At 68.6% G+C, this 21,554-nt stretch carries 24 protein-coding genes and 2 pseudogenes; 11 read left to right on the top strand and 15 right to left on the bottom strand.

What is annotated here, in order from left to right:
* Positions 1-54 precede the first annotated feature (54 nt).
* The gene (locus ACWGJM_RS42070) at positions 55-180 is read left to right on the top strand and encodes a hypothetical protein (RefSeq protein ID WP_453417041.1); all 126 of its coding nucleotides are present in this window, start codon (positions 55-57) and stop codon (positions 178-180) included.
* A 119-nt stretch (positions 181-299) separates the two neighbouring features.
* Here the strand turns inward: ACWGJM_RS42070 and ACWGJM_RS42065 are convergent, their stop codons facing one another.
* Positions 300-674: a PIN domain-containing protein gene (locus ACWGJM_RS42065; RefSeq protein WP_453417040.1), complete on the bottom strand. Its 375-nt coding sequence runs from the start codon at positions 672-674 to the stop codon at positions 300-302.
* The gene (locus ACWGJM_RS42060) at positions 671-925 is read right to left on the bottom strand and encodes a ribbon-helix-helix protein (RefSeq protein WP_453417039.1); all 255 of its coding nucleotides are present in this window, start codon (positions 923-925) and stop codon (positions 671-673) included. Before ACWGJM_RS42060 ends, ACWGJM_RS42065 begins: the two co-directional genes overlap by 4 nt.
* 249 nt (positions 926-1,174) lie before the next feature.
* Here ACWGJM_RS42060 and ACWGJM_RS42055 point away from each other — a divergent pair.
* A pseudogene (locus ACWGJM_RS42055) lies at positions 1,175-1,543 on the top strand (Ku protein); the annotation flags it as partial.
* Positions 1,459-1,830: pseudogene (locus tag ACWGJM_RS42050) on the top strand (transposase); the annotation flags it as partial. The pseudogenes ACWGJM_RS42055 and ACWGJM_RS42050, both read left to right, overlap by 85 nt.
* Positions 1,831-2,036: 206 nt before the next feature.
* Here the strand turns inward: ACWGJM_RS42050 and ACWGJM_RS42045 are convergent.
* Together ACWGJM_RS42045 and ACWGJM_RS42040 are read right to left on the bottom strand one after the other, a co-directional pair.
* Positions 2,037-2,309, bottom strand: coding sequence for a hypothetical protein (locus tag ACWGJM_RS42045; protein ID WP_453417038.1), 273 nt, complete (start codon positions 2,307-2,309; stop codon positions 2,037-2,039).
* Complete coding sequence (locus ACWGJM_RS42040; protein WP_453417037.1) at positions 2,309-2,542, bottom strand: hypothetical protein; 234 nt, start codon at positions 2,540-2,542, stop codon at positions 2,309-2,311. Before ACWGJM_RS42040 ends, ACWGJM_RS42045 begins: the two co-directional genes overlap by 1 nt.
* A gap of 379 nt (positions 2,543-2,921) precedes the next feature.
* Between ACWGJM_RS42040 and ACWGJM_RS42035 the strand changes: the two genes are divergently transcribed.
* Entirely contained in the window at positions 2,922-3,821 is a 900-nt protein-coding gene (locus ACWGJM_RS42035) for a hypothetical protein (RefSeq protein ID WP_453417036.1), read from the top strand.
* On the opposite strand, the gene tpg (ACWGJM_RS42030) is transcribed toward ACWGJM_RS42035, so the two are convergent.
* Positions 3,797-4,387 (bottom strand): telomere-protecting terminal protein Tpg, encoded by a 591-nt coding sequence (gene tpg, locus ACWGJM_RS42030; protein ID WP_453417035.1) that lies wholly within the window; start codon positions 4,385-4,387, stop codon positions 3,797-3,799. The two genes, ACWGJM_RS42035 and tpg (ACWGJM_RS42030), sit on opposite strands and share 25 nt — an antisense overlap.
* Positions 4,388-4,863: 476 nt before the next feature.
* On the opposite strand from tpg (ACWGJM_RS42030), the gene ACWGJM_RS42025 reads away from it, so the two are divergent.
* Both ACWGJM_RS42025 and ACWGJM_RS42020 read left to right on the top strand, forming a co-directional pair.
* Positions 4,864-5,430 (top strand): hypothetical protein, encoded by a 567-nt coding sequence (locus ACWGJM_RS42025; RefSeq protein WP_453417034.1) that lies wholly within the window; start codon positions 4,864-4,866, stop codon positions 5,428-5,430.
* Between the two features lie 634 nt (positions 5,431-6,064).
* On the top strand, positions 6,065-7,321 hold the full coding sequence (locus ACWGJM_RS42020; protein ID WP_453417033.1) for an endonuclease VII domain-containing protein: 1,257 nt from the start codon (positions 6,065-6,067) through the stop codon (positions 7,319-7,321).
* A 294-nt stretch (positions 7,322-7,615) separates the two neighbouring features.
* Here the strand turns inward: ACWGJM_RS42020 and ACWGJM_RS42015 are convergent, their stop codons facing one another.
* Both ACWGJM_RS42015 and ACWGJM_RS42010 read right to left on the bottom strand, forming a co-directional pair.
* Positions 7,616-7,777 (bottom strand): hypothetical protein, encoded by a 162-nt coding sequence (locus ACWGJM_RS42015; protein ID WP_453417032.1) that lies wholly within the window; start codon positions 7,775-7,777, stop codon positions 7,616-7,618.
* Between the two features lie 133 nt (positions 7,778-7,910).
* Entirely contained in the window at positions 7,911-8,777 is an 867-nt protein-coding gene (locus tag ACWGJM_RS42010) for a GNAT family N-acetyltransferase (protein ID WP_453417031.1), read from the bottom strand.
* Positions 8,778-9,148: 371 nt separating this feature from the next.
* On the opposite strand from ACWGJM_RS42010, the gene ACWGJM_RS42005 reads away from it, so the two are divergent.
* A complete protein-coding gene (locus ACWGJM_RS42005) occupies positions 9,149-10,027 on the top strand; it encodes a hypothetical protein (protein WP_453417030.1) in 879 nt (292 codons plus the stop codon).
* Between the two features lie 86 nt (positions 10,028-10,113).
* On the opposite strand, the gene tpg (ACWGJM_RS42000) is transcribed toward ACWGJM_RS42005, so the two are convergent.
* Together tpg (ACWGJM_RS42000) and tap are read right to left on the bottom strand one after the other, a co-directional pair.
* Positions 10,114-10,671, bottom strand: a complete 558-nt coding sequence (gene tpg, locus ACWGJM_RS42000; RefSeq protein WP_453417029.1) for a telomere-protecting terminal protein Tpg — start codon at positions 10,669-10,671, stop codon at positions 10,114-10,116.
* A gap of 12 nt (positions 10,672-10,683) precedes the next feature.
* The gene (tap, locus tag ACWGJM_RS41995; RefSeq protein ID WP_453417028.1) at positions 10,684-12,909 is read right to left on the bottom strand and encodes a telomere-associated protein Tap; all 2,226 of its coding nucleotides are present in this window, start codon (positions 12,907-12,909) and stop codon (positions 10,684-10,686) included.
* 207 nt (positions 12,910-13,116) lie between these two features.
* On the opposite strand from tap, the gene ACWGJM_RS41990 reads away from it, so the two are divergent.
* Positions 13,117-13,527, top strand: coding sequence for a restriction system modified-DNA reader domain-containing protein (locus ACWGJM_RS41990; protein ID WP_453417027.1), 411 nt, complete (start codon positions 13,117-13,119; stop codon positions 13,525-13,527).
* 419 nt (positions 13,528-13,946) lie between these two features.
* On the opposite strand, the gene ACWGJM_RS41985 is transcribed toward ACWGJM_RS41990, so the two are convergent.
* A complete protein-coding gene (locus tag ACWGJM_RS41985; protein WP_453417026.1) occupies positions 13,947-14,534 on the bottom strand; it encodes a hypothetical protein in 588 nt (195 codons plus the stop codon).
* A gap of 161 nt (positions 14,535-14,695) precedes the next feature.
* Entirely contained in the window at positions 14,696-15,223 is a 528-nt protein-coding gene (locus ACWGJM_RS41980) for a DUF1360 domain-containing protein (RefSeq protein WP_453417025.1), read from the bottom strand.
* Positions 15,224-15,530: 307 nt separating this feature from the next.
* On the opposite strand from ACWGJM_RS41980, the gene ACWGJM_RS41975 reads away from it, so the two are divergent.
* Positions 15,531-16,091: a hypothetical protein gene (locus ACWGJM_RS41975; protein ID WP_453417024.1), complete on the top strand. Its 561-nt coding sequence runs from the start codon at positions 15,531-15,533 to the stop codon at positions 16,089-16,091.
* Complete coding sequence (locus ACWGJM_RS41970) at positions 16,088-16,582, top strand: hypothetical protein (RefSeq protein WP_453417023.1); 495 nt, start codon at positions 16,088-16,090, stop codon at positions 16,580-16,582. The genes ACWGJM_RS41975 and ACWGJM_RS41970 overlap by 4 nt, the downstream gene beginning before the upstream one ends.
* Positions 16,583-16,705: 123 nt before the next feature.
* Here the strand turns inward: ACWGJM_RS41970 and ACWGJM_RS41965 are convergent, their stop codons facing one another.
* Positions 16,706-17,065 (bottom strand): hypothetical protein, encoded by a 360-nt coding sequence (locus ACWGJM_RS41965; protein ID WP_453417022.1) that lies wholly within the window; start codon positions 17,063-17,065, stop codon positions 16,706-16,708.
* Between the two features lie 70 nt (positions 17,066-17,135).
* Positions 17,136-18,206, bottom strand: coding sequence for a hypothetical protein (locus ACWGJM_RS41960; protein WP_453417021.1), 1,071 nt, complete (start codon positions 18,204-18,206; stop codon positions 17,136-17,138).
* 392 nt (positions 18,207-18,598) lie between these two features.
* Between ACWGJM_RS41960 and ACWGJM_RS41955 the strand changes: the two genes are divergently transcribed.
* Positions 18,599-18,877 carry a hypothetical protein gene (locus tag ACWGJM_RS41955; protein ID WP_453417020.1) on the top strand — a complete coding sequence of 93 codons (279 nt, stop codon included), beginning with the start codon at positions 18,599-18,601 and terminating at the stop codon, positions 18,875-18,877.
* Between the two features lie 243 nt (positions 18,878-19,120).
* On the opposite strand, the gene ACWGJM_RS41950 is transcribed toward ACWGJM_RS41955, so the two are convergent.
* Both ACWGJM_RS41950 and ACWGJM_RS41945 read right to left on the bottom strand, forming a co-directional pair.
* On the bottom strand, positions 19,121-19,951 hold the full coding sequence (locus ACWGJM_RS41950) for a DUF6207 family protein (RefSeq protein ID WP_453417019.1): 831 nt from the start codon (positions 19,949-19,951) through the stop codon (positions 19,121-19,123).
* A 7-nt stretch (positions 19,952-19,958) separates the two neighbouring features.
* Positions 19,959-20,852 carry an XRE family transcriptional regulator gene (locus tag ACWGJM_RS41945; protein ID WP_453417018.1) on the bottom strand — a complete coding sequence of 298 codons (894 nt, stop codon included), beginning with the start codon at positions 20,850-20,852 and terminating at the stop codon, positions 19,959-19,961.
* Positions 20,853-21,554: the final 702 nt, after the last annotated feature.

Genomic DNA, 21,554 nt, shown 5'->3' with positions numbered 1-21,554 from the left:
CCCGAGGCCGACGCGGGACTCGACACGGCTGCCGACGCCCTGGTCGTCCACTACATGGCCGACCTGCCCCTGTCACAGGTGACCGGCGCCCGGTGGCTCGACGGTGAACCAGCCACCCGTCAGCGGTGGCGCGCCCTGGTCACCGCCCGCCGCAATCACCTGGGCATCGACCAGCCGTGAACCGGTAGGGCGGCAGGCACCCCGCACTCAAGTCCCCTGCCGTGACGCCCCCGTCCGGCAGTCCTCCGACCAGCGGGCACAGAGCTGCGGCCAGCACAGCAGACCCACCAGGCCGAAGGTCAGGTCGGGTTCAGAGGAGTGATGCCGGTACCCGCGTACAGCTCGGGTTCCAACGACAAAACAGTGAGTGGTTCCCCCGCCTTCACCGCCTGCCAGGCGATCGCTGCCGCGTGCGCCACCGGCCAGTCGACGTTCCTCCAGTCCATCGCATCCACCGCGTGCGCCGCAGTGAACGGCATGTTCTCCGCGAACCGCAGGGACGCCGCATGCTTGCCCGCACCAGCGACCTGCCGCTCGGCGGCCAGCATGGACAGCGACGGGATGATGACCCGGCCAGTGCCACGCGAGGCCTCGATGTAGAGGCCCGTGAAGAAGGAGTCCGCGCGGTACAGGGCGGCCAGAGCCGTGTGGTCCAGGACGGCCGTCAGGTTCATGCGGCGGCGCCGCCCTGATGGGCGCGGATCTTCGACCAGGCGTCCTGGCCAGTCTGCTGGACCTGCTCGGTGTACTCGATCCCGAGCTCACGTGCAGCCTCAACAGCCCGCTGCTCACGCTCGGCTGCCGTGAGCTCCCGGGTGGCGAACTCTTCCAGCAACTCGGTGATGGTGGTGCCGCGCTCGGCAGCGAGAATGCGCAGCCGGTCACGCACTTCCTCGCTGGTCTTGATGCTGGTCGGCTTGCTCATACAACCGATTCTACCGCCGGTAGACAAAGCGGTGCCCCCCTTCGAGCACACCGGCGGCGCAGCTCTGGCCCCAGATCTCGGCGCGGTTCTGTGTGTTTCCAGTGGAAGAACCCTAAGCAGGTCCTCGACCTGGTCACTTGCGCGTACTTCCGGGGGCAGTTGCTGGGTCCTGGATCTTGCCCGCTGCCGTGCGTGCGGTGTGCGCGCTTCGTACGCTGGTGATGCTCGGGGCTACGCCGGAGGTTCATCATGCCCCGAACCATCTGGAGCGGCGCCATCTCGTTCGGGCTGGTCACCGTGCCGATCAACGTGGTCAGCGCCACCGAGGAGCACTCGATCCGCTTCCACCAATTCCACGTGCCGGACGGCGGCCGCGTCCGGTACCGCAAGGTGTGCGAGCTGGAGGACCGTGAGGTCTCCCAGAGCGAAATCGGCAAGGGCTACGAGCTGACCAAGACGCAGGTCATCCCGATCACGGACGAGGACCTACGCAACCTGCCGTTGCCGACGGCGAAGGCGATCGAAATCGACGCGTTCGTGCCGCTGGACTCCATCGACCCCATCCGTATCGCCGAGGGCTACTACCTCCAGCCCTCCGGCCAGGTTGCGGCCAAGCCCTACAAACTGCTCGTCCAGGCCCTCGGCCGCTCGGCCAAGGTGGCCGTCGCGACTACGACCACCTGCGCCGATGGCTACGCAAGCGAGGCATCCGGCACCGCATCGCCCGCAAGGGAATCGAGTCATCCACACGGCTTGGCCGGCATCGCTGGACGATCGAGCGCACGATGTCCTGGCTGGCCGGCTGCCGTCGCCTGCACCGCCGCTACGAGCGAAAGGCCGAACACTTCCTGGCCTTCACAGCCATCGCCTGCAGCCTCATCTGCTACCGCAGACTCGCCAAATGAGACCACGTCTAATGGGGTGCAAGGCCGTCTCCGGACCGGTCAGCGCCGAACACGCCGGCCGCGGCTCGCGACGCAGCGTCCGGGGTCGGGGCGCAAGGGTGCAAGGCGGTGTCGAGCCGGGCAGTCCAGCAGGATGCGGAGCCCTCCGAGGTCGCGGTGGCCGGAGAGCTCCTGGACGATGGACGGCACTGCGGCTCCTTCCCGGGTCAGACCTCGAGGTACGCGACTACGACCACGGTCCGAAGCGCCGTCACCCAGTACAACAGGCGTACGCGCTCGACTTCGTCGACGTACTCGCGCAGCTGGGGGCCGGCGGTGTCGCCGGGGATCGGCTCGCCGACGTCGGGATCGACGGAGACGACGACCAGGGCGCGGTCCAGGGCGTGGATCTCCGCCTCGCTGGTCAGGTTCTCCAGCTGCTTCGCGGCGGAGTCGGAGAACGCGATCCGGGCGCGGCGAGGGCCGTGCTGCGGGGCCATCAGGCGACGGCCGGGCGCTGAGCGGCGAGGCGGGCAAGGTGGGCCTCGCGCAGCTCCTCCCACGGGGTGCACTGCTCTGGGTCGGGCAGGCCGTTGGTGGCGATGTCCTCCAGGACGGCGGCGAACCGGTCGGCGTCGGCGCGGGTCTTGGCCGCGTACGCGCGCACCGCGTCGGCGGCCGCGGGCTCCAGCTGCTGACGGGCGTGGTCGGCGGGGGCCGGCTGTTCGCTCATCGAGGGCTCCAGAGGGCAGAACTGGCGTGTCTCACCACGGTATCGCCGGGCAACCGGGCCCGGGACCACTCCGGAAGAACCTGGCCCGCGACTACGTTCCGTACTGCTCACGAGTGCGCGCCAGGTCAGACCTGAGTGTCACGGTCCAACCCTCGAAACTCGACCCTGGAGGCCCCTGCGGACTCCGAGAAACGGACAAACATGCACGTATTCGCAGAGGCGTGACACCCGGCGTGACACTTTTCGAGGGGAGCGTGACACGGGCGTCACGCTCACTCACTGTCAGCGTGACGCGGTTCGGGGAGCGCGTACGCACCCTCTGCCTCCCAGGCTCCCAGGTCACCTCCCAGCGTGCGGGGGATCTGGGAGGCGGCGCGGGGTGAGGTCAGCTCGCCTCGGGTCGGGCGCGGGCGAGGAAGGCGGCGAGGGCGCCGGCGGCTTCCGGCTCGGTGGTGGCGAGCCGGGCTGCGAACGCCAGCTGGTCGACGCCGGCGCCGGGGACCAGGCGGGCGAGTTCGGTGAGCAGCGCGGCGTGCGCGAGGACCGGCCGCGGCAGAAGGCTGGCGGCGGCCTCGCGGGCAGCCGGGTCGCGGTAGTGCCCGAGGTGCGCGGCCAGGGCGTGGGCGAGCCAGCCGTCGACGTCGGCCTGGACGTAGTCGCCGGCGCGGCGGGTCAGTTCGTCGCGTACGGCTTCGTCGCCCTCGCGGGGCTCGGTCTGCTCCAGCGTGCCGAGCTCGCGCAGCGCCTGGAGCTCATCGGTGCGGGCCGCGATCCGGGCGGCTTCGCGCAGTTCGGCTTCCCGGGTGGCGGCGGCCGCGGCGTCGGCGGCGAGCTCGGCCTGGACGACGTCGTCGGTGTCCGGGTCGTAGACGGTGCCCGGGGCCGCGGCGGCGAGCAGCTGGGCGATGCGTTCCCACTCCGCGAGCTCCGCCGGGCCGCGGACGTCGTCGGGGCCAGGTCCTCGTGCCGCGAGTCCTGCCGGGCGTCGAACCGTGCTTCCTCGAGGGCCGCCGCGACGGCGCCGGCGTCCATGCCCTTGGCCCGGCGCCGGACCACGCGGCGGCCGATGTGGGCCGGGTCGACCGGCTCACGGGGCGCGGCGACGCGCGAGGCGAGCGGACGGCGGGCGGTGCGCCGGAAAGTGGTCATCGTCGGCCTCGCATTGATGGTGCGGATTCGGGAGCGGGCCGCCGCCAGAGCGCTGTGCGGCGACCCGCCGAATATGGTTTATAGCAGGTCCGGAATTCGGCCGTGTCAGAACTCGAACTCTATTGACTGAACGTCCGTGAAATCCGCCGTCAAGCCCTGGCAGCGGGCGCCCCAGTCCGTGAAATAGGACTCGGTGATGGCTGCAGCGACGATCGGATGCAGCTCCTCCTCTGTCGCACCGGCCTCCTGAAGCTGGAGGATCTGCTTCGCGTAGGTGGGTGAGATCTCGGTGCTGATGTGCCGCTCGCGGCCGTCGTCGGAGGACCCTCGGGCGGTGAAGCCGAAGTGGGCGACGGTGCGCACCATCATGCCGCCGGAGGTGGCTGCCCGCTCGCGTGCCTGTGCTCTGACCTGCGGTTGCCACTCTGACTCAGTCGCCTCCACCAGTGCGGCCTGGAGCCGCTTCTGAGGCTTCTTCAGCGTCCCGGCGCGGTAGCGCTCGATGGTGCGAGTCGAGGTGCCCACGCGCTCCGCCAGGGTCTTCGCTGACGCCTTCATCCGCTTGAGGAAGAATTTCACCTGTGTATTCGCGGACTTCGGTGCGGGCCGGGTGAAGACCTTCCGCTCCGCCTGGACGAGGGCCTCAAGGACCTTCCCCCGGCGCGGGGCCGGCTGCTGCTGCTCGTCATCGTTCATACCTCCAAGGACCATGGATCGCCTGTGGACAGAGGCCGGGCTGCCGCGCACAGGTCGCCTGCTGCCGACCGGTGTGACAACGCAGCACAGTTGGCAAATCGGCACGCTTGTTGGCAAACGGCACTCAAGCCGCTGATTGTTACTGTCTGCGACTGAGCACACCCACGGTCGGGCAGATCGGCGCCCTGCTAACAGGGTGCGCCCCGTGGGCTGACCTGCAGAGATCCCGACTCGCCGTCGGCGACGAACTGTGTCAGGGATCGTTCCAGCAGTTCTAGAGACTGCCGCAGGTCATCGACCGCCTTGTCGAGCTCCGGTTCGTCCAGCGACGCGGTCCGCGTCCGGTACGGCGACGTCCCCACACCGGACCGAACGCTCAACTACTGCCCTGGACACGGCCGTCATGGCCGAGCCACCCCATTGTGTTAGACGTCGAAAAGCAGGCGGTTGTTCATCAAGTGGCGCAGAATGTCTGTATGGCAGGTTCAGAAGCGCTATTCGGTCTTGTTGGCGTAGTAGGCGGGGCGTTGATCACCGGAGTGACTGCGATCTACGCACCCCTCTTTCAGCATCGCCGTGAAAGAATCGACTCTGAAACTCAGATGGCACGGAAAAAAGAAGAGGAAGAAACCGCAAGCCTTATTAAGCTACGCATTCTAAGCCGCACCTGGCGTGACCTCTTGGCGCGCTCGATTGTGGACCTCCAAGCAGGTCGCACGGTGGATGCCGATCGACTGGACGAACAGACGAGTTCGCTTGACCGTGAAGCCATGGAAGCGCACTACCTAGGCGCAGCCGACGCACACGCTTTCTATACGGTTAGGGGCGGCGTGTTCGTTGAATTGCGAAGAACCACCGAAGCTGTTCGACGCTGCGCCTTGGAGCAGGGAAATTCGAGCGGCTCGACAGCGAATCCAATCGGGCTCGACAATCTTTCCACCTATCTGGAGAGGTTGGACAGAGCCCGAGGTTATTTCAACGACGAGCTAGCGCAAAGGCTAGTCCATATGGCGATGGAACGATATGGAGGTCCGCCGGCGTAGGAGAGCGGCCTGGCCATCATTCAGCGCTACGCCATAGCGAACGCCCACCCCGGATGAGTGCGCCTCCCCGGGACACATCCGGGACACAGAGGGGCGGTGATGGCGCATCCCTGCAGCGCTCCGCCTTACCTGGCGGCCCACTGTCGGGCGTCACACTTCGACAGTATCCACACCTCGCTGGCTGCGGTCTGCCCCGCCGCCTGAGAAGGGCTAACACCGGTCAGGTCGCTGGGCTCGGTGATGGCGGCAGCCCCACACCGTCGGCCGTGAACGGAGTGGGGCCGGGACGCGGGAGCGGTGGCCGGCTTGGTAGTCGCGCCACATCGCCAGCCCACCGCCGGTCAGGACACTCGAGGTGCGCAGGACCCCGACGAGGCGGCGCTGAGCCGCACGCTCGCATTCCGTGACCAGCTGAGCCATCCCACTCCAGCCCTTCGGTCGCCTGAAACGCACATCACCACCCGTGATTACAGGTTGCCAACTAACCTGCGTCTCCCTTGCCAACTACGAGGCGTCACACCTCTCTGACCAGCAGCACGCTGACGCCCTTCTTGCCAATTACGTCGCTTTGTCACAACCGGCAACGACGCGCGGTGCATGGGGCGTTGTCAGTGGCGGCTGCCACCATCCGGCCATGCCCATCAGCCGGGAGTACGCACGCTCCCTCTTCGCGGACCTGACGCAGAACGCCCCGGTGCCGCTCGATCCTGACGAGCTTCTCCACATGCCTCGCCTGCGGCAGCACGGTCACGTCTTCTTCGGCGACATAGCGTTGCGCTGCTACAAGCACAAGGCTCGCTGGACGTACGACGAACGCGACATCCGGGCCGCCGGCCGTGCGTTCGCGGACATGGAGGTGGACCTGGACGACGTCGTCGACGTCCAGCTGCCCGCCTACCGCGACCTCCCGGAGCGCGACCCGGAGGAGTGGCACCGCCCCAACTGGCGGCGCCAACTGGTGTCGTGGATGTTCGCCCGGGCCCAAACCCAGCTGCTTGAGCAGGGCCGCGACTACGACGCGTGGGGCTCCTGGCGGAACATCGGCGCGAACGGGCTTCCCGGTGAGTTGACGTGGGAGGAGTTCGTCGCGTCCAGCAGCAGGGCCCGGCACCTGCAGAACATCGCCGGCACCCGGCCCCTTGAGCTCCTGACGTGGTCCGGGGAGACCTGGCTCCTGCCACGGGCCTACGTGGACCTTCTGGACCGCTGGGAGCGGCGGCAGGACGAACTGGTGGCCCGGGCCCGGCTGTGCTCCTCCTGCGGCGAGCAGGGCCCGTACTGGGGCGGCTGGCGGACTCCGACGACGTCCGGGTACATCACCCGGTGCCCGCCCTGCTCCGGCGCGGCCTTCCAGCCGTACACCGGCCACCTGCGCGGTGTTCAGTACGAGACGATCCGCCGGCGAGGCGCGAGGGCTGACGACTACCTGTGCCGGCTGTGCAAGGCGAGCCAGGCGTCCGTGTGGGATCACTGCCACGAGCACGGCCATGTCCGAGGACCGCTCTGCGGCAGCTGCAACACCCGCGAGGGCACCGCCAGGCCGTATTACTTCCTCCAGCTCGAAGGCGGCGCACTGCACCTCCTGGAGTGCCGCGGCTGCCTCGAACAGCGGACCCTGCCGCGCCGCTTCCACCTGGACGTGGTCCGCGCGCACCTGGAGGAGAACGAGCGGCACGGGCGCTGTGGCAAGCAGCCGTACGTCCGCGAGGCGGAGCACACACACGGTGTCCACCGCTTTCAGCTGCAGTGCAGCGGCTGGCACGCAACCGGCAAGTGGACGAAGGACGTCACGGCATCGGAGGTGGCCACGCTCGTGCGGGCCTTCGTCGACGCGGTCCTCGCCGCGCAGGAAGGCCGGCCTTCTCCCGGCGACGCCACGGAGGCGGGGTGACCGGCATACGGCGGTGTCGTTGAACACGGCATCGCGTGCAAGCACATCCGACCCCCCGCGGATACGCGAGCGAGCCCCGGACCACCTCGGTCTGGGGCTCGCGGGCTGTTCGGGGTGCGGTGCTACAGGTCGAACTCGAGGTGCTCAAGGTCGAAGCGGACTGTGGTGGGGATGGCGCCCTCTGTTCTCCGAGCGGCCGCGGGGCGGTGTTGTACGTCGTCGTGCCCATCCAACGAGGCAGCCGTGCGATAGGAGGTGCGGCACCGCCAGGACGCCATCCAGTTGGTCCTTGCGTCACCCGGCTACAGGGGCCGACGCTTCCGCGTTCGGGTCCGCGATGGATTTGGCCAGAGCGTTGATCCGTTGCTGGAGTTGCTTGATGCTTTCGCGGACGTCATCGTCGATCACCGTTGCCAGTTGCTGGGGGTCGGCGGCCCCAGCCAGGGCGTCATCCACGCCGTCGACTGCGGGGAAGCACCCGGGCGTCCGGCTGTGTTCCCTGTGCGGCGCTGCCCTCGAACTCGATCCCGTGCTTCGGGGCTTCGACCACGGCGGCAACTGACGGACGTACGAGGATCCGGGCGCTGCCTCAGTTAGCGGACTGGCCCAAGAAGGCATCGAACATGGCGCGGGCGCGCTCCGGCCCGTACAGGGTCATCTGCTGCTGGACGAGGGCCTCGATGCGTTCCTTGACTTTGGTGAGCTCCTCCGGCGTGTCCAGGTGTGTGGGATCGAACCGCTCCTCGACACCGACCACTGCCGGGAACGGCTGGTCTGCCGTCCCGATGTCGTAGGCGCGCACCTCTGGGACGAGCGGCAGCACGATCAGGCGGGAGCCCTCCGTCAGGTTGAGCGCGGCAGCGGAGGGCGCGTATAGGTTGCCGACCTTCTCCCGCAGGAAGAACGCGGCCGTCTCCGCCGGGGAGACGATGAACCCCCACCTCTCGTACATGTGCGCCAGAGCGTCGTCCCATACGTAGCCGGCCAGCAGCCGGCGGCCGCGTTGACGCTCGATGTCGGCGGCTGCACGGACCAGTTGCAGGCCGATGCCCTGCCTGCGGGAGGCGGGTGCCACGGCCATGAAGGCCAGGTGCCCGGTGACCGCGTTGACCCGGTCGAACATCTTGCGCTGCATGCCAGCCTGCTGGGCGTACAGGTTCTGGTGGGCTTCCAGCTCGGCCAGGTGGTCGCCCGGCTTCGAACCGAGGCTGCCGGCCTGCACGAGCACGGCGCCCAGTAGTGTGCGGCGCCGCTCGAAGACCAGGATGCGGAACGGCTCGGCGAACCGGGCCGTGTCGACCCCGTTGTCGAGGAGATGGCAGGACGCCGCCAGCTGCATCCGGTCCTGTTCATCCCGGGCCACCTCCGCAAGCAGGTCCCGGACGGCGTCGCCTTCTCCGGCACGAGCCGGGCGTACGCCCGACGTCTCCCCCTTGCGTGCCTTGACCCGCCCCATGTGTGTCTCCCTCGGTGTCGGTGGTGCGCAGCGTTCCGGAGAAGCAGCTCACCGTCGTTGCTCCCGTCCAGAATCTCCCCGGTTGAGCCGTTGCGTGGCAGATCCCGCGAAAGATCCTTCGAAAAGCTTGAGCCTCGTTGGGTGTCGCATCGGGTCCATGCGCGGGCGAACCCCGGACCACATCGGTCCGGTGTGACTGAGCGCCTGGGTTGGCGAGTTGAGCCCGCCGGTGCAGCTGTGTGCTGCTCCGGGCGCTGGTCCCACGGTGTGTGCGGCGCCGCTCGTGTTGGGTCCGTCCGATCAGGCTGTGCTCGTGGGCCGTCGGGTCAAACCGATAGTCCTCGTTCCCGTGTCCGGAGGAGGATGTGCGCATGCAGTCGGGCAACGAACTTCCGAACGACCGCCGGGCCGATTATTTCGGCCAGTGCGCGGTGATGATGCTCAACGCGCTCCGGCAGGAGAATGACGCGGACCCATTTTCCGAGGTCACCAGCGTCGACCTGTCCGCGGAAACCGAGCCCGGGCACGAAGGAATCTACGACCAGGCCCTGTCCAACGCCCTGGCCGCGATCGTCGCAGCAGAGTGGCCAGGGGAGGAAGCGAATGACAAGGGCCGTGTGCACTTTGCGAGGACCCTGTTGAAGGTGATCGCCGAGAAGATTCCGTCCGACCCGACGACGGGCCTGTGCGTTATACCCGATCGCGACGCCGACGTCCGCTCCCAGTGGGAGAAGGAAAACCGTGTGCCCGAAGGTTTCTGGGACACCCGGATCGACGTTGACCTCCTGACCGATGCGCTCGATGTCAGCGGTCAGGCCCGCCATGGAAGCGGAACGGGACGCTTGCAGCGCCGTCACGTCCAAGCCCTGCTTGCCCTCGACCACCACCCCACCCTGAGAACGCTCCTCGAGGCCCAGTCTGACCGCGACGACGAACGGGCCCAGGACGAGGACGCGCGGTCGGCCGATCAGGCGCGCGCTCTGCTAGAACTCATCGGTGATGAAGAGGCCAAGCGCCGTGCGGAGTCGGCCGAGAACCCCAACGAGTACGACCCCAGGGACAACCCTGACGGCCACGACTTCGAGGAGTGCCCGGTGTGTGGGTACGAGACCTTCTGTGTCCTGGGCTTGGACATGTGGGGGCGGGTCGGCTTCGGGCAATGCGTCGTCTGCTCATACCGGCGCAGCCCCCGGGTCGCTGACCAGGAAGGCTTCGGCGAGCACCTCACATGGCTGACGGGAAATGACTGAACGCTCAGCTCGCCAAGTGTCGCGCTCACTCGCCAAGTGAAGCGCTCAGTCACACCGGGGCTCGCGGGCTGTTTGGGGTATGGCTGCTACAGGTCGAACTCGAGGTGCTCGATGTCCGTGAACCGGACCTCTTCCAGGCTGCCGGCGCGGCGGCCGCCGTCCTGGAAGTACACCTCCTTGAGCGCTTCGGCCGCGATCTCCTGGAGCCGGGCGTCGCTGGCACCCTGCTCCTGGGCCTCGAAGAGGCGGGCGGCGTAGCGGGGCGGCAGAGCGACGGTCAGGTGCCGGATGCGGTCCTGGTCCGTCGACCCGATCGGCGCGGTGTAGCCCATGCGGGCGCGGGTGTCGATGACGATGCCGCCCGTGGTCGCCGCCTTCTGCCGGGCCTTGGCCCGGATCTGCGGCTGCCACCGCTTCTTCACCTCGCGCTCCAGGCGCGCGGCGAGGTCCGGGCGGGGCTTCTTGATCTGGTCCTTCACGTACCGCTCGACGGTGCGCTGGGAGACCCGCAGCATCTGGGCGGCCGCCTTCGTGCCCTTGAGCTGCTTGACCAGGTATCGCATCTGCGCGCCGGCCGACTTCGGCGCCGGGCGGGTGAACGCCTTCTGCACCGCGGCCTCCAGGCCGTCCCCGAACAGGCTCATCGTGGCCTACTCCTACTCTCCGTTGTCGACGTCGGTGACGGTGCCGTCCTTGATGTACCGGGCGAGGTTGAGTTCCGGGGCGTTGAACCGCTCGCGGACTTCCTCGCCCCACAGGACGCTCTGGGTGCCTTCGTGCTTGACCAGGCCGGGGTTGATGCCGAGCTTGAACCCGCCGGGCAGCGGCTTGCCGTCCCGGTAGGGCAGGAAGTCCAGCGGGCTGGTGCCGTCGGCCGCGTAGACGACGCAGTCGGAGAGGACCGCGATCGGGTACTGGCCGGTGAAGGTGGCGTGCTTGACGATCTTGCGGTGGAGGTTGATCCGGGTGCGGGAGATGACCGCCGCCCGGATGTCGGGCCGCCAGGTCGGGCGGGACAGGGCCCGCCACGGCTCGCCGGGCTTCCAGCCCTCCCCACGCGGGCGCTCGCGCAGCTTGCCCAGGCCGCCCTTCACCGTCGCCTTGACCGCCGACACGACGATCGCCAGCTCCGGGTCGCGCTCCTTGTAGCCGTCCATCGCGGCGAGGAAGTCGGCCGGCGACAGGTCGGCGTCGACGCCGAGGTCGGCCATCGTGGCGAGGAAGGCGTCGCGCAGCCGGTTGTACCAGCCGTCCAGGTAGCGGCCATTCTCGTACCGGACATACGCCTCGAGCGGCCGGACCTCGTAGCCGAGCTCCACCGCGTAGGCGACAGTGGGCGTCGCGTACCAGGCCGGCCCCTCCGGGCGGTCGCCTTTCGGCGTGAACGGGCTGGGCAGCAGGCTGCCGTCCAGCTCCACCCACTCCTTGCCGACCTTCACCTTCGACAGGTCGATGTGGCTGAGGTCGACCAGCCACGAGCCCGGCAGCTTCGGGTCGAACGCGGGGGCCTTGACGTGCGTCGCCTCACCGAGGCCGACGTTCAGGCCGTTCGCGCCGGCGGCGAAGGCCATGTTGACGTCGATGCCGACCAGGTGGCGCAGGGTGCATTCGGCATCGGTCATCGGCCGCGCCCAGTCGTACGCCTCCTCGAACAGCTTCTCCGCCGGGCTGCGGACGTGGAAGCGCGGCAGGTCCTTCAGCAGCGGGTGCCCGTCCGGGGCCTCGCACGGGGCGCAGTCCACCGGGTCCTTGCCCAGACTGCCGGGGTTGTGCTCGGAGTGCCGCTTGCCATCGGCGTCGGGCTCGGAGGCGCGAGTCGGCGGGTGCAGCGCGGTCATCAGCTCCAGGCCGGTGACGGCGGTGGAGCCGCGCGGCGTCATCACCCGGGACGCGTACACGCCCAGAATCCGGGCGAGTTCCGCCGGCGGAAGCTGCCCGGCCGGGCCCCAGTGACGGGAGTCGAGCGCGTGCCAAGACGGGATGCACAACTGCACGCAGTTGCGTTCGGAGCCCTGCGCAGGACGGTAGATGCGCGCCCACGGCCCGAACCCGCGCTTCGTCAGCTTCCAGTCGGCGCGCGCCAGCTGCTTGACGACCTTGTGGCCCTCCGGGATCCGTCCGGCGAGCCGCTCCTCATCCGTGAGGGCGACCGGCAGACCGTAGCGCTTCAGCGCGGCCTCGGTGAGCACGAGCAGCGGGTCGGCGTCCTTGCCCGGGCCGGCCAGCTTCGGCTGCCCGAGCCTGGCCTCCTTCAGGGTCCACTCCACCAGGGACGGGATTGACTTGGCGGGCACGTCCAGGACCAGGCCGCCGACGCAGTACGCGAGGACCTGGCCGTCGTCGTCAACGTCGACGACCGCGAGCGGTCCGTTCTCGAAGCGCGAGTCGGTGCCGTCCGCCGGGGTTCCGGCCGGGGCCGCCTTCCGCGCGCCCGGGCGGCGCGACGTTGACGTGCCCCTGGCGGTGCGGGCCGGGCGCGGCGCGGCCTGCTCAGCAGCGGCGGGGGCGGTCTGGGTGTTCTCGTGTTCAGTCATGGCCGCAGCCTCGGAGGCCGGGCCTGGGGACAGAGTCCGCGCTTCCGCCGGGGAGGGCTGGCCGGTGAACGTGGCGGGCACCAGGTCCGGGGCGGCGGTGGGCGCGGGGTAGAGCTCCGCGAGCTGCCGCAGCAGACGGGCGTACGCCTCGCGCTCCGGGCCGCGCGGCTCGGTCGGCTTCTTCAGCGACTCCCAGCCGGACACCGTCGCCCGGCGCACCTTCAGCGCGGCGGCCACCTCGTCCAGCGTCAGCCCGTGGGCCTGGCGCAGCCGCTTGCGCTCCTCCGTCGGCGGCAGCGGAGCCCGGGACGCGACCAGCGCGTCGACCGCGTCGAACAACTCGGACATGAAACACCTCCTGACCGACACCCTATCCCACAAACCGTACGCTTGGCGTAAGTTTCCCGTACGGATGCCGTACGGAACTGCAATGCGGCTCGGGCTATCTTCTCCTGAATTACTTAAAATTGAAGATGTGCAAAGTCTCCTGAGTACCTTACGATCAGAGCAGAACGAGCGGTCCGGGCTGACCGGACTGCCGCAAGGGGAGGCCGCATGCCTACGCTCAGCATCAACTTCGACCCGGCCGTCATCGCGCACCTGATGAAAGCGACCGGCGATGACACCGTCCATGTCACCCTCACCCTCGGCGCCGGGGATAAACAGTCATCACCGAGGCAGGTGGTCCCCCACGGCCCACTGGCCGATCTCATGCAAGCGGACCTGCTGAAGGCGGGGGCGGTCCTGTCCTTCCACCAGCGCCGCGCCAACCGGTCCGGGCGCGCCGTGGTGACGCCCGACGGCCAGTTGGTCGTCGATGGCCATGCCAGCCCGTACCCCTCGCCGTCCAAAGCGGCAGAGGCAGTGACAGGAAACGTGATCAACGGATGGACGCTGTGGCACCTCGAGGATGGCCGCACGCTCGACGTCCTGCGCCGCGAACTGGAGTCACGCAACTCGCAGTAGTCCCACTTCCTGACCTGTAGATCCAGTCCCTGAAGGCGGGGGCACCACAGCGGTGCCCCCGCCGGATCATGGCCGCATCCCCAGGATGCAGGCCCTCAAGCCGACCGTGTGCTGGAGAGCATGGCCGCCCAGGTGCCCATCGGTGGCAGAAAGGAACACCGGCTTCGCCATGCTGTCCGAGCAGGAGAGCATCAACGTGCTGCACCGGGGATCCTCCCGGCCACGACGCAAAGCGCCGTCGTCCAGGCCCGGCCGGTCGTGGTCGTTACCGGAAACCTGCACAGGGCGACGGCGCATGCCAGCCGGTGAACGATGTCGGAAAGCCGTGTGCGGGAGAACTGCATGCACGGTTTGAAGCGGCGGGGACTGGAAACGGAGCATCAGCCACCGCGCCAGTCCCCGACCCTACTAGGGGCACGTCAGTTGTCCTGTAGAAGGTCGTCGAAGCTGAGCTGCTGCTCGCCCCCCTCCTCGTGGCAGTCCGGGCACGTGCAGTCGACCTGTCCGAGAGCCTTGCGCTGCCATCCCGAGCGGACAACCCTGCCGCTGGACAGCCCAACGGTCACGCGGCATATCTGATGATCGGGATCGTTCAAGAACGCCGAGCACCCGATGACGGTGAGCTTCACCTTTTCCTCGCCCAGGCCGCCGAGTTCGAATGGCAGCTCAGTGACGGTGCTGAAATGGCGGCCCTCAAAGAGCTCCAAGCCGGTTGTAGCCATCGCGCGCAACCGCGTTAGCCGTCTGGGCAACGCGCGGGCGGCGTTGCGCATCGTCAGGTACGCCCAGTTGATCCGTACCGACGTCTCGCCCCGGTTCATCAGCATTAGGTCGAAGGCTGGCCGGAGTTCCCCATGCACGGTGTAGTCGATGGATTGGTCCCCCAGCTTCACCTCGAGCCGGGCCCGCTTTCGTCGGTAGCTCGCGTAGCTCACCGCCATGTTGGCCGCCGCGACGAGGCCACTGCCAACGGCGATCAGGCGCGCGACGTTGTCCGGGTCCGACACGGCTCCCCCTCACCTCTCAGCGCACTCCCCGCCGGGGCGCCTGCGTGAACGATCGCCTGGTGGCCGGTCCAGTACACCCGGTCTGAGGAACTTCTGAGCATCAGGGAACGGCCCGGAGTCGGCGGATAGTCAGCCCCGGGCCGTGCGTGGCGAGTCCCCCTCTAGGCGGGCGCCTCGGCCGTCTGCTCGGCCTTGGTGATGTCGGCGGCCGGGGCGGGGTGCACCACGGTGCCGGTCTCGCGCTCCCGAACAACCGCGCCGTCCAGGGTCTTGGCGTGGGTGACGGCCTCGGCCTTGAGGGAGTGGGCGAACACCACGGCGCCCTTGCCGCCGTCCTTGGCCACCTCGTACGTCTCGGTGTGGTGCACGAGTTCGTCGGTGCCCTTGATGCGGACGGCGCTCCCGGCGTACCGCTGGGCCACGGTGGTGGCGGTCGGCTTGGATCCGCTGGTGAAGGCGACGCGGCCACGGCCGGCCCTGGCGAGCAGCGCCCCGGACACCCACCAGCCCATGCAGTACACGCAGGAGATGAGGGCCACCACGGCGGTGCGCGGCTTGGAGTCCAGGCGCCGCTCGTGCCACGCGGTGATCCGGTCGCGCACGGGGTCGAGGATCGTGTCGTGGACTGCGAGCTGGGTGCCGCGGTAGCCGGCCAGCCCGAGCAGGGCGAGGGTGGTGAGGTTGGTCAAGGTCGCCCCCTGGCGGAACGTGTGCTTCCGCTTTCGGTCGGCGGAGCATGATAGGCCACCGCGCGGACTGCCCCTTTGGGCGTGAACGCGCAGGTCAGCGCCCGGAGTTCGATCACAGGGGCTGGTAGCGTGGGCCGGGTTCCTAGCGGGGACAGGCGGGCGCGGGCGGAAGTGCCGATGCAGTGTCCGGGCGGCGCAGGATGTACTCCCTGCCCGCCGACACCCCTCCTTCGTGAACCCCTGACCTCTAGCCCCCTGTCGCGGCTATCGTGGCCCGTGCCGCTGGTCTCGGCCCCGGGGGGACACCGTGCTGGACTATCTAGAGCGTCTACTGCCGCTCCTCAGCGCAGGGCTCGCAACCACGGTGGGGCTGAGGTCGATCTACACGGTCACGAAACAGAAGCGGGCCCGAGAGGTCCCGGAGCACGCCCGCGGAGGGGGCATCATCGCCAACGGCGATACCGTCACCGGAGTCATCGACATCGTCAACCATCAGGACGACTCGATTCACGTCGAGGACGGCTCTACCGTCTCGGACGCAACCACCGCAACCGTCGATATGGACCGGTGGATCACATCGCCCATGTACCGGTTCCTGCACGAGGACGAGCTGCAGCAGGCCGCCGAGGAGGCGGCGCGGCAAGCGGAAGACGTGGTTCGGCGAGCGGCAGACGAAGACGCGGACCTCCTACCGGACGAGACCGGCCACCTGTCCACCGATGATGAGCGACTGGTCGCGGATAACACGGCCGACGTGATCAACCTGACTCTGGCACGGTTGTTCGTACGTCTCGGCCCACCACCTTTGGAAACGAACGGGGGGGACTTCGCTCCCGTGTCAAGCGGTGACGGAGGATCAGCGCGGTGAGCAGTGGGGGACAGTTGCCTGCCGGTCAGCCTTCCGAGGATGACGCCGTCCTGTCGGCGGGAGCCCGTATCGCCATGCAGTGGCGAGAACTTGGAGCCGAGCAGCTCGGTGTCGCGCTGCGCGCCATGGAGCCGCAGCTGCGCCGGGAGCACCGTGAGCGGATGCTGGGCCTTGAGTTGCAGCGCGAGGCAAAGCAGCGGCAGCACGAGGACCGTCAGCGGGAGCGGGCGGACCGCCGGCGCACGGTTGAGTTGGTCACGGGAGCGGTCATCGCGCTGGCCATGCTCGCGGGCGCCGTGTACGTGGCTCCGGTGAACGGGTGGCTATCCGCGCTCCTGTGTGGTCCCAGCCTGCTCGCCCTCGTCAAGGTCTTCGTCTTGAGGCGCAGCGACCCGGAGGACATGCGGGCCGTCTCACTGGCGGGGCGGGTCGCCAGCAACGCCGCCGCCCAGGCTCAGCAGCCGCCGCCGCAGACGCCGCCTGTCCTGTAGGGGGCGCAGGCGTACACATCTGCCCGCCGACGCCCCTCCCCCGCAAAAAGGGGTGCTCCACGCAGTGGTTGGAGCACCCGTGCCGGAACCGCACTTCGAGGTGCGGTCGGCCCGTCGCAGACTTCAGGCTGCGCGGCGTGCGGGGTTGGTGTCGGCGCGCTGGGCGGTGGGTGTGCTGCTAGCCACCTTGATCCATGTACAGCAGATCGCGATCACGGCGTCGTAGCCGACCACGAGGGTGGTCAGGCCGAGGGCCATGGCGGTGTCGCTGTGGGGCAGGTTGTGGCTGAAGTACAGGCTGGATGTTGTGGCGATCGCCGGGAGGGCGAGGCTGCCAGCCGGGCGGCGGGTGTTCTTCAGCTTGGCGAGCCAGCGGTCGCGTACATCCCTGGGCGGGATGACCTTGAACCAGTTGTTGCTCTGGGGCGCGTTGCCGTTCACGGCATCGCGGGCGACAAGGCTGAGGGGATTGTCGTTGGTCACCGTTGTTTCCTTGAAGGGGCGGCCGGCTCGCACCGGCCGCAGGGATCGGTTATGGGCGTGCTGGGAGGGTTTAAATGCCTTCCTCGTCGCTGAAGTCGAAGTCGAAGTCGTCGTAGGGCGCGAGTGGGTCGAGTGGGTCGATGTCGTCGGCTTCGTTCTTGAGGATGCGGCTGATGCGGTGGGCGTCCCAGCGGTTGCGGGCGACGACGAAGTCACCGAAGGCGATTTCGCCGGTGACCGCCTTGTACAGGTGCCTGCTGGCGTCCCAGGCCTCTTTGAGGATCTTGCCGTTGTCGAGGAACCGCACGATCATGCCGTGGCCGACGGCGACCGGGATGATGGCGGAGTTCAGGACCGGCTCGCGCAGGTGGACCGCGCCCGGCACGGCGCCTCCCAGGACGGCCTGGGCGATCGCGGAGCTGGTGTCGACAGGGAAGAGCGGGTCCCTGTAGTGGCGGCGGATACGGGAGGCCTCGTCCATCATCGAGTGCGGCAGGACCACGCAGTTCGGGTCGGGTTCCGCCACTGTCGGCTCACCGGTCATGGCAAGCCAGCCGTCATCGAGGGACAGCCGGTAGGAGCCGGAGCAGTCGGACAGCAGCGCGGTCTTGGGGGTGACGAGCGCCGCGTAGAGGGGCCTGTCGGGCAGGTACGTGGTGATGGCGATGGACGTGGCGGTGGCGTCGCTCGCGGACAGCCAGCGGCGCAGGGAGCCGGTGAAGGCGACCGAGACGACGGGCTGTTCGGCCTTCACCAGGGCGCGGAATTCCTCCTCGCGCTCGGCGGGGGTGCCATCGTCACCGAGCACCGTGGGCGGCCGGCCGGACTCGTTGGCGAGGCTGGTCAGGGTGTCGCGTACGGCGTGTACGAGGCGGCGTTCGTGGGTGCGGGCCTGGTCTTCCCAGTAGGCGTCCTGGGTGAGGACGCCGGGTGGGATGTAGCGCTGTCCGAGGAGGGCAAGGACCTTGGCGTCACGTTCCTCCTGGGAGAGTTCGGCTTCCATGTCCTGGCCGTAGATCTTCTCGTGGCCGAAGGCGTCCATCATGCGCAGGGCGGTGTCGCATGCGTGGGCGGTTATGCCGCCGGTGGTGAGCGGCTCCTTCAGGCCGGGGCCGAGGGTGGCGGGAAGCTCGTGGAGCACAGGGAAACTCCTTGCGTATGGGGGCTTGTGTGAAGGTGCGTGCACGGGGCGCACGCGGTCGCATGCGCTACGTGACAGCCATCATGACACGACCTTCGCGTAGTTCAGTCGGAGGATGGCATGTACGACTACATGACGCTCTCGACACGCCCGAACTCACGAAGTGTCAAACACCACACCGAGAGATGTACAACCGGCGACAAAGAACTCATGTGCGGCACAACACATACGTCGTAGCCACTCCAAAGAACCTTGTAGTGTCGTAGTCTGAGCGGCGTTCAGTCAGCGAGAGTGCTGTCCGGCGGCAACCGGTCAGCACGTCGAACCGGGAATGGCATGCCCCGATCCCTGGCACGAACGGGGCATCCCAGTCCCCGACGAAGGGAACACGCGTGTCGAGCGAGCGCAGGAAAGCAACCGACGAACAAGACCGCACGGTCGTCGTCTCTGTCCGCTTCCCCGGCCATCTACTGGAGCGCATCCAGGCCATGGCAGCCGTCCTGTCGACCACGGCCAACGCCGTCATCCGCGAAGGCATGGAAACCTACGTGCGAGAACGGGCCGCCAGCGACGAATTCAAACTCGCCAGCGAGCAGTACGTCGCCCAGGCCCAGGCCCGGGTGGCCACCGTCCTCGCCGACCCCCCAGACAGCCGTGTATCGCGCGGTTGACGCATCCAGACGGATCACCAGGCGATTTGTGCACACCATGCCCACTATTTGATCCATACCGGTCCCATCGAGCCGGGGTCCGTCGCACGGACCTCGGCTCCGCTGTGAACCGGCCCGCCGGCCCCAAGTGCATCGGACCCGTCGAACGCCTGCCCACCGCAGGTGGCCTGCGCGGGCAATGTCGGTCGCTGGTGCGCCGACACGGCCCATGCCGAGACTGCCGCCGGCTGCTGCCGCTCGGCATCAGCGGTGCCCGCCGCGCACTGCATCCTGCACGCGGCTGTCGCTGCTGCGGGCGTGGCCGGAGCGGTTCGGCAAGGCCCTGGGGGCCGGGTTGGGCCGCTGCGGGCGCTCGCTGGCGGCAGGGGCGTGCGAGGTGGTGGCGAGGATGATGGCGATGTGGGTGGCGAAGTCCTGCCCGGGCAGGGGGATTTCACGGTCTGGGTGCCGGGCGTATCCGGCTGTGACGGCGGCGGGGACGTAGTCCAGGACGGCGGTGACGGTCTCGCTGCGGGGGCGGTCGCCCGGCGGTGTGAGCCGGTTGAGCAGGCGCAGGACGGTGGGGGTGCTGCGGTCCAGGCGGAGGTTGTCGGCTGGTGCCGTCGCGCCGGGCAGGGTGACTGTCTCGGGGTCTGTCTCGGTGTCGATGCTGGTCTGCTCCCGCCAGAAGTCGGCCGCGTACGTCTCACCGAGGGCGCGGTGGTGAAGGTAGAGGCAGTAGGAGGCGGCGTCGTCTCCGGCGCCGGCCGCGTACTGCCACCAGAAGCGGGCTCCTTCTTCCGCGTCCGCGAGCTGCAGAACGCATCCCAACACCCAGGCGCCGCGCGGGGCGGGCAGCTGGTCGGTGACGAAGTCCTCCAGCGAGGCCGTGGAGTGGGTCACGGCTGCCTCGCACAGGGTGTTCAGGTTCGTCATGGCAGTGTCGTCGGCGGTTTCTGTGTCGTCGTCCCACAGTGCGAAACCGTCCGGTGTCAGGGCCGGGTAGGCGCAGTCCTCGTAGGGGACGGTGTCCGGGGGGACGGCGGGCTGCTGCTGCAGCCGGGCTCGGGACAGGAGCTGGTCAATGGTGGTCATGGGCTGATCACTCCCTGGTGTCGTCACGTCGGCGGTAGATGTCGTCCAGGGCGGCGCGGGCGTGCTGGTCGATGGCGCGGGTAATGGCGGGGGACAGGCCCAGGACTTCAGGGATGACGTCCTCGTCGATGCCGCAGAGGTAGCGCAGGACGGTGACGTCCTGCTGGTTGCCGGGCAGGCGGCCGATCGCGTCGAACAGCATCACCAGCTCACCGGCGTCGGCGAGCCGTTCGGCGAGGTCGGCGCTCTCGTTCTGCGACTGCGTCGACAGGGCCGCGGCCCGCAGGTCGACATGGCCCTCGGGGTGCCGGCAGGCGCGGGCCATCACCCGCGAGCGCAGCAGCCGCCACGCGTAACGGCGGACGTCCGCGCTGGCGGCGGCCTCGTCCCAGTACAGCCACAGGATGTCGAAGGTCTCCGACACGACCCACTTGGCGCGGTGGTCGGTGAGCAGGAACGCACGGGCGTAGGCGGTGTAGTGGCCACTCAACGACTCGGTGAAGCCCTCGTGGGCCACCGGCTGCAGCGCCCGCTCGAGCGCCACGTCCTCGACGGAGCGGCGGATCCAGTCCGGCTCCTTGCAGGCCTCCTGGGCGGCCGCCGCCCACAGCCGGCGCATCGGCCACGCCGGGATGTCCAGGGCTTTTATCACGCTGAAGGTGATCTCCCAGCCTGGGTAGTAGCCGTTGCCGCGCAGCAGTTCGGAGATACGGGTCTTGGAATACCCCGAGCGTGCCACGAGCTCGTCCAGCGTCAGACCGCTGGCGCGCAGCCGCGCGCGGACCGACTCCAGCCAGGCCCGGTGCGCGGCACCCACGTCCGCCGAGATCGGCTCGGGCTTGCGGCCGCGCCGACTGACAGGCTCCCCGTCAGATCGTTCCGGCACTGCGGAGGACGTCATCGCGGCGCCTCCTTCCGCCGCACGCGCGGCGTCGCGACCACCCGGCGCGAACCGGCTGGGCCCTGAAGCGGTAAGCCGGGCCGCACGACAAGATCCGGCCCTGCGGTACCGGGCGGCACAAACCCCGTGACGGGCACCGGGAGGTGCCCGGGCACGGCCCGCGCCGTGCCGGATGGGAAGACCGCCGCCACCGCAGCGGCGGTCGACACCTGCGAACTGGACATCTCACCTAGTTCCCTGGAATGGGCGTCTGGAAGGAACCCCTCGCCAGGCGGTGCTGAAGCGCCTCACGAGGAGCAGGACGCCAGCATGGTCCGTCCAGCCATCGCCACGCCACGTGATCATGGAGTTACGGAACAATAGGAGTCAGGGAGACGGGAGTTACCCGACACAGCCAGTCAGGCGCGCACACATTGCGGCACTTTTCAACCCGTATGAGTGGGAAAAGCCACTTACCGTTGCAGCAGCCCGCCCGATCCCCACCATGGAACACCGACGCCCCGGCGTCGAACCTTCCCGTCTGGAAGGCTGTGCGGGCCCTCGTGCTGAAGAACCACCCAAGGAGGGACGCACACCCCTCTCCCGCCCGGCATCCCCGTGCCGGGCGGGAACCCAGACACTGCCTCGCACTCCCCGCCGTCGGCCACGTTGCCGTCCTTCATGTAGCGGGCGAGGTTCAGCTCCTCTCCGTACTTTTCCTGT

It is taken from the genome of Streptomyces sp. NPDC054834, assembly GCF_053611185.1.
Note: the sequence above shows the minus strand (reverse complement) of the source record. Positions and strands in the feature narration are given on the sequence as shown.

Excerpts from the sequence above, each read along its gene's own strand:
- ACWGJM_RS41945 (WP_453417018.1), bottom strand. The coding sequence starts at position 20,852 with ATGACGTCCTCCGCAGTGCCGGAACGATCTGACGGGGAGCCTGTCAGT.
- ACWGJM_RS42045 (WP_453417038.1), bottom strand. The coding sequence starts at position 2,309 with ATGGCCCCGCAGCACGGCCCTCGCCGCGCCCGGATCGCGTTCTCCGAC.
- tpg (WP_453417035.1), bottom strand. The coding sequence starts at position 4,387 with ATGAACGATGACGAGCAGCAGCAGCCGGCCCCGCGCCGGGGGAAGGTC.
- ACWGJM_RS41950 (WP_453417019.1), bottom strand. The coding sequence starts at position 19,951 with ATGACCACCATTGACCAGCTCCTGTCCCGAGCCCGGCTGCAGCAGCAG.
- ACWGJM_RS42010 (WP_453417031.1), bottom strand. The coding sequence starts at position 8,777 with ATGGGGCGGGTCAAGGCACGCAAGGGGGAGACGTCGGGCGTACGCCCG.
- tap (WP_453417028.1), bottom strand. The coding sequence starts at position 12,909 with ATGTCCGAGTTGTTCGACGCGGTCGACGCGCTGGTCGCGTCCCGGGCT.
- ACWGJM_RS42065 (WP_453417040.1), bottom strand. The coding sequence starts at position 674 with ATGAACCTGACGGCCGTCCTGGACCACACGGCTCTGGCCGCCCTGTAC.
- ACWGJM_RS42060 (WP_453417039.1), bottom strand. The coding sequence starts at position 925 with ATGAGCAAGCCGACCAGCATCAAGACCAGCGAGGAAGTGCGTGACCGG.
- ACWGJM_RS42020 (WP_453417033.1), top strand. The coding sequence starts at position 6,065 with ATGCCCATCAGCCGGGAGTACGCACGCTCCCTCTTCGCGGACCTGACG.
- tpg (WP_453417029.1), bottom strand. The coding sequence starts at position 10,671 with ATGAGCCTGTTCGGGGACGGCCTGGAGGCCGCGGTGCAGAAGGCGTTC.
- ACWGJM_RS42005 (WP_453417030.1), top strand. The coding sequence starts at position 9,149 with ATGCAGTCGGGCAACGAACTTCCGAACGACCGCCGGGCCGATTATTTC.
- ACWGJM_RS42070 (WP_453417041.1), top strand. The coding sequence starts at position 55 with ATGGCCGACCTGCCCCTGTCACAGGTGACCGGCGCCCGGTGGCTCGAC.
- ACWGJM_RS41990 (WP_453417027.1), top strand. The coding sequence starts at position 13,117 with ATGCCTACGCTCAGCATCAACTTCGACCCGGCCGTCATCGCGCACCTG.
- ACWGJM_RS42040 (WP_453417037.1), bottom strand. The coding sequence starts at position 2,542 with ATGAGCGAACAGCCGGCCCCCGCCGACCACGCCCGTCAGCAGCTGGAG.
- ACWGJM_RS42025 (WP_453417034.1), top strand. The coding sequence starts at position 4,864 with ATGGCAGGTTCAGAAGCGCTATTCGGTCTTGTTGGCGTAGTAGGCGGG.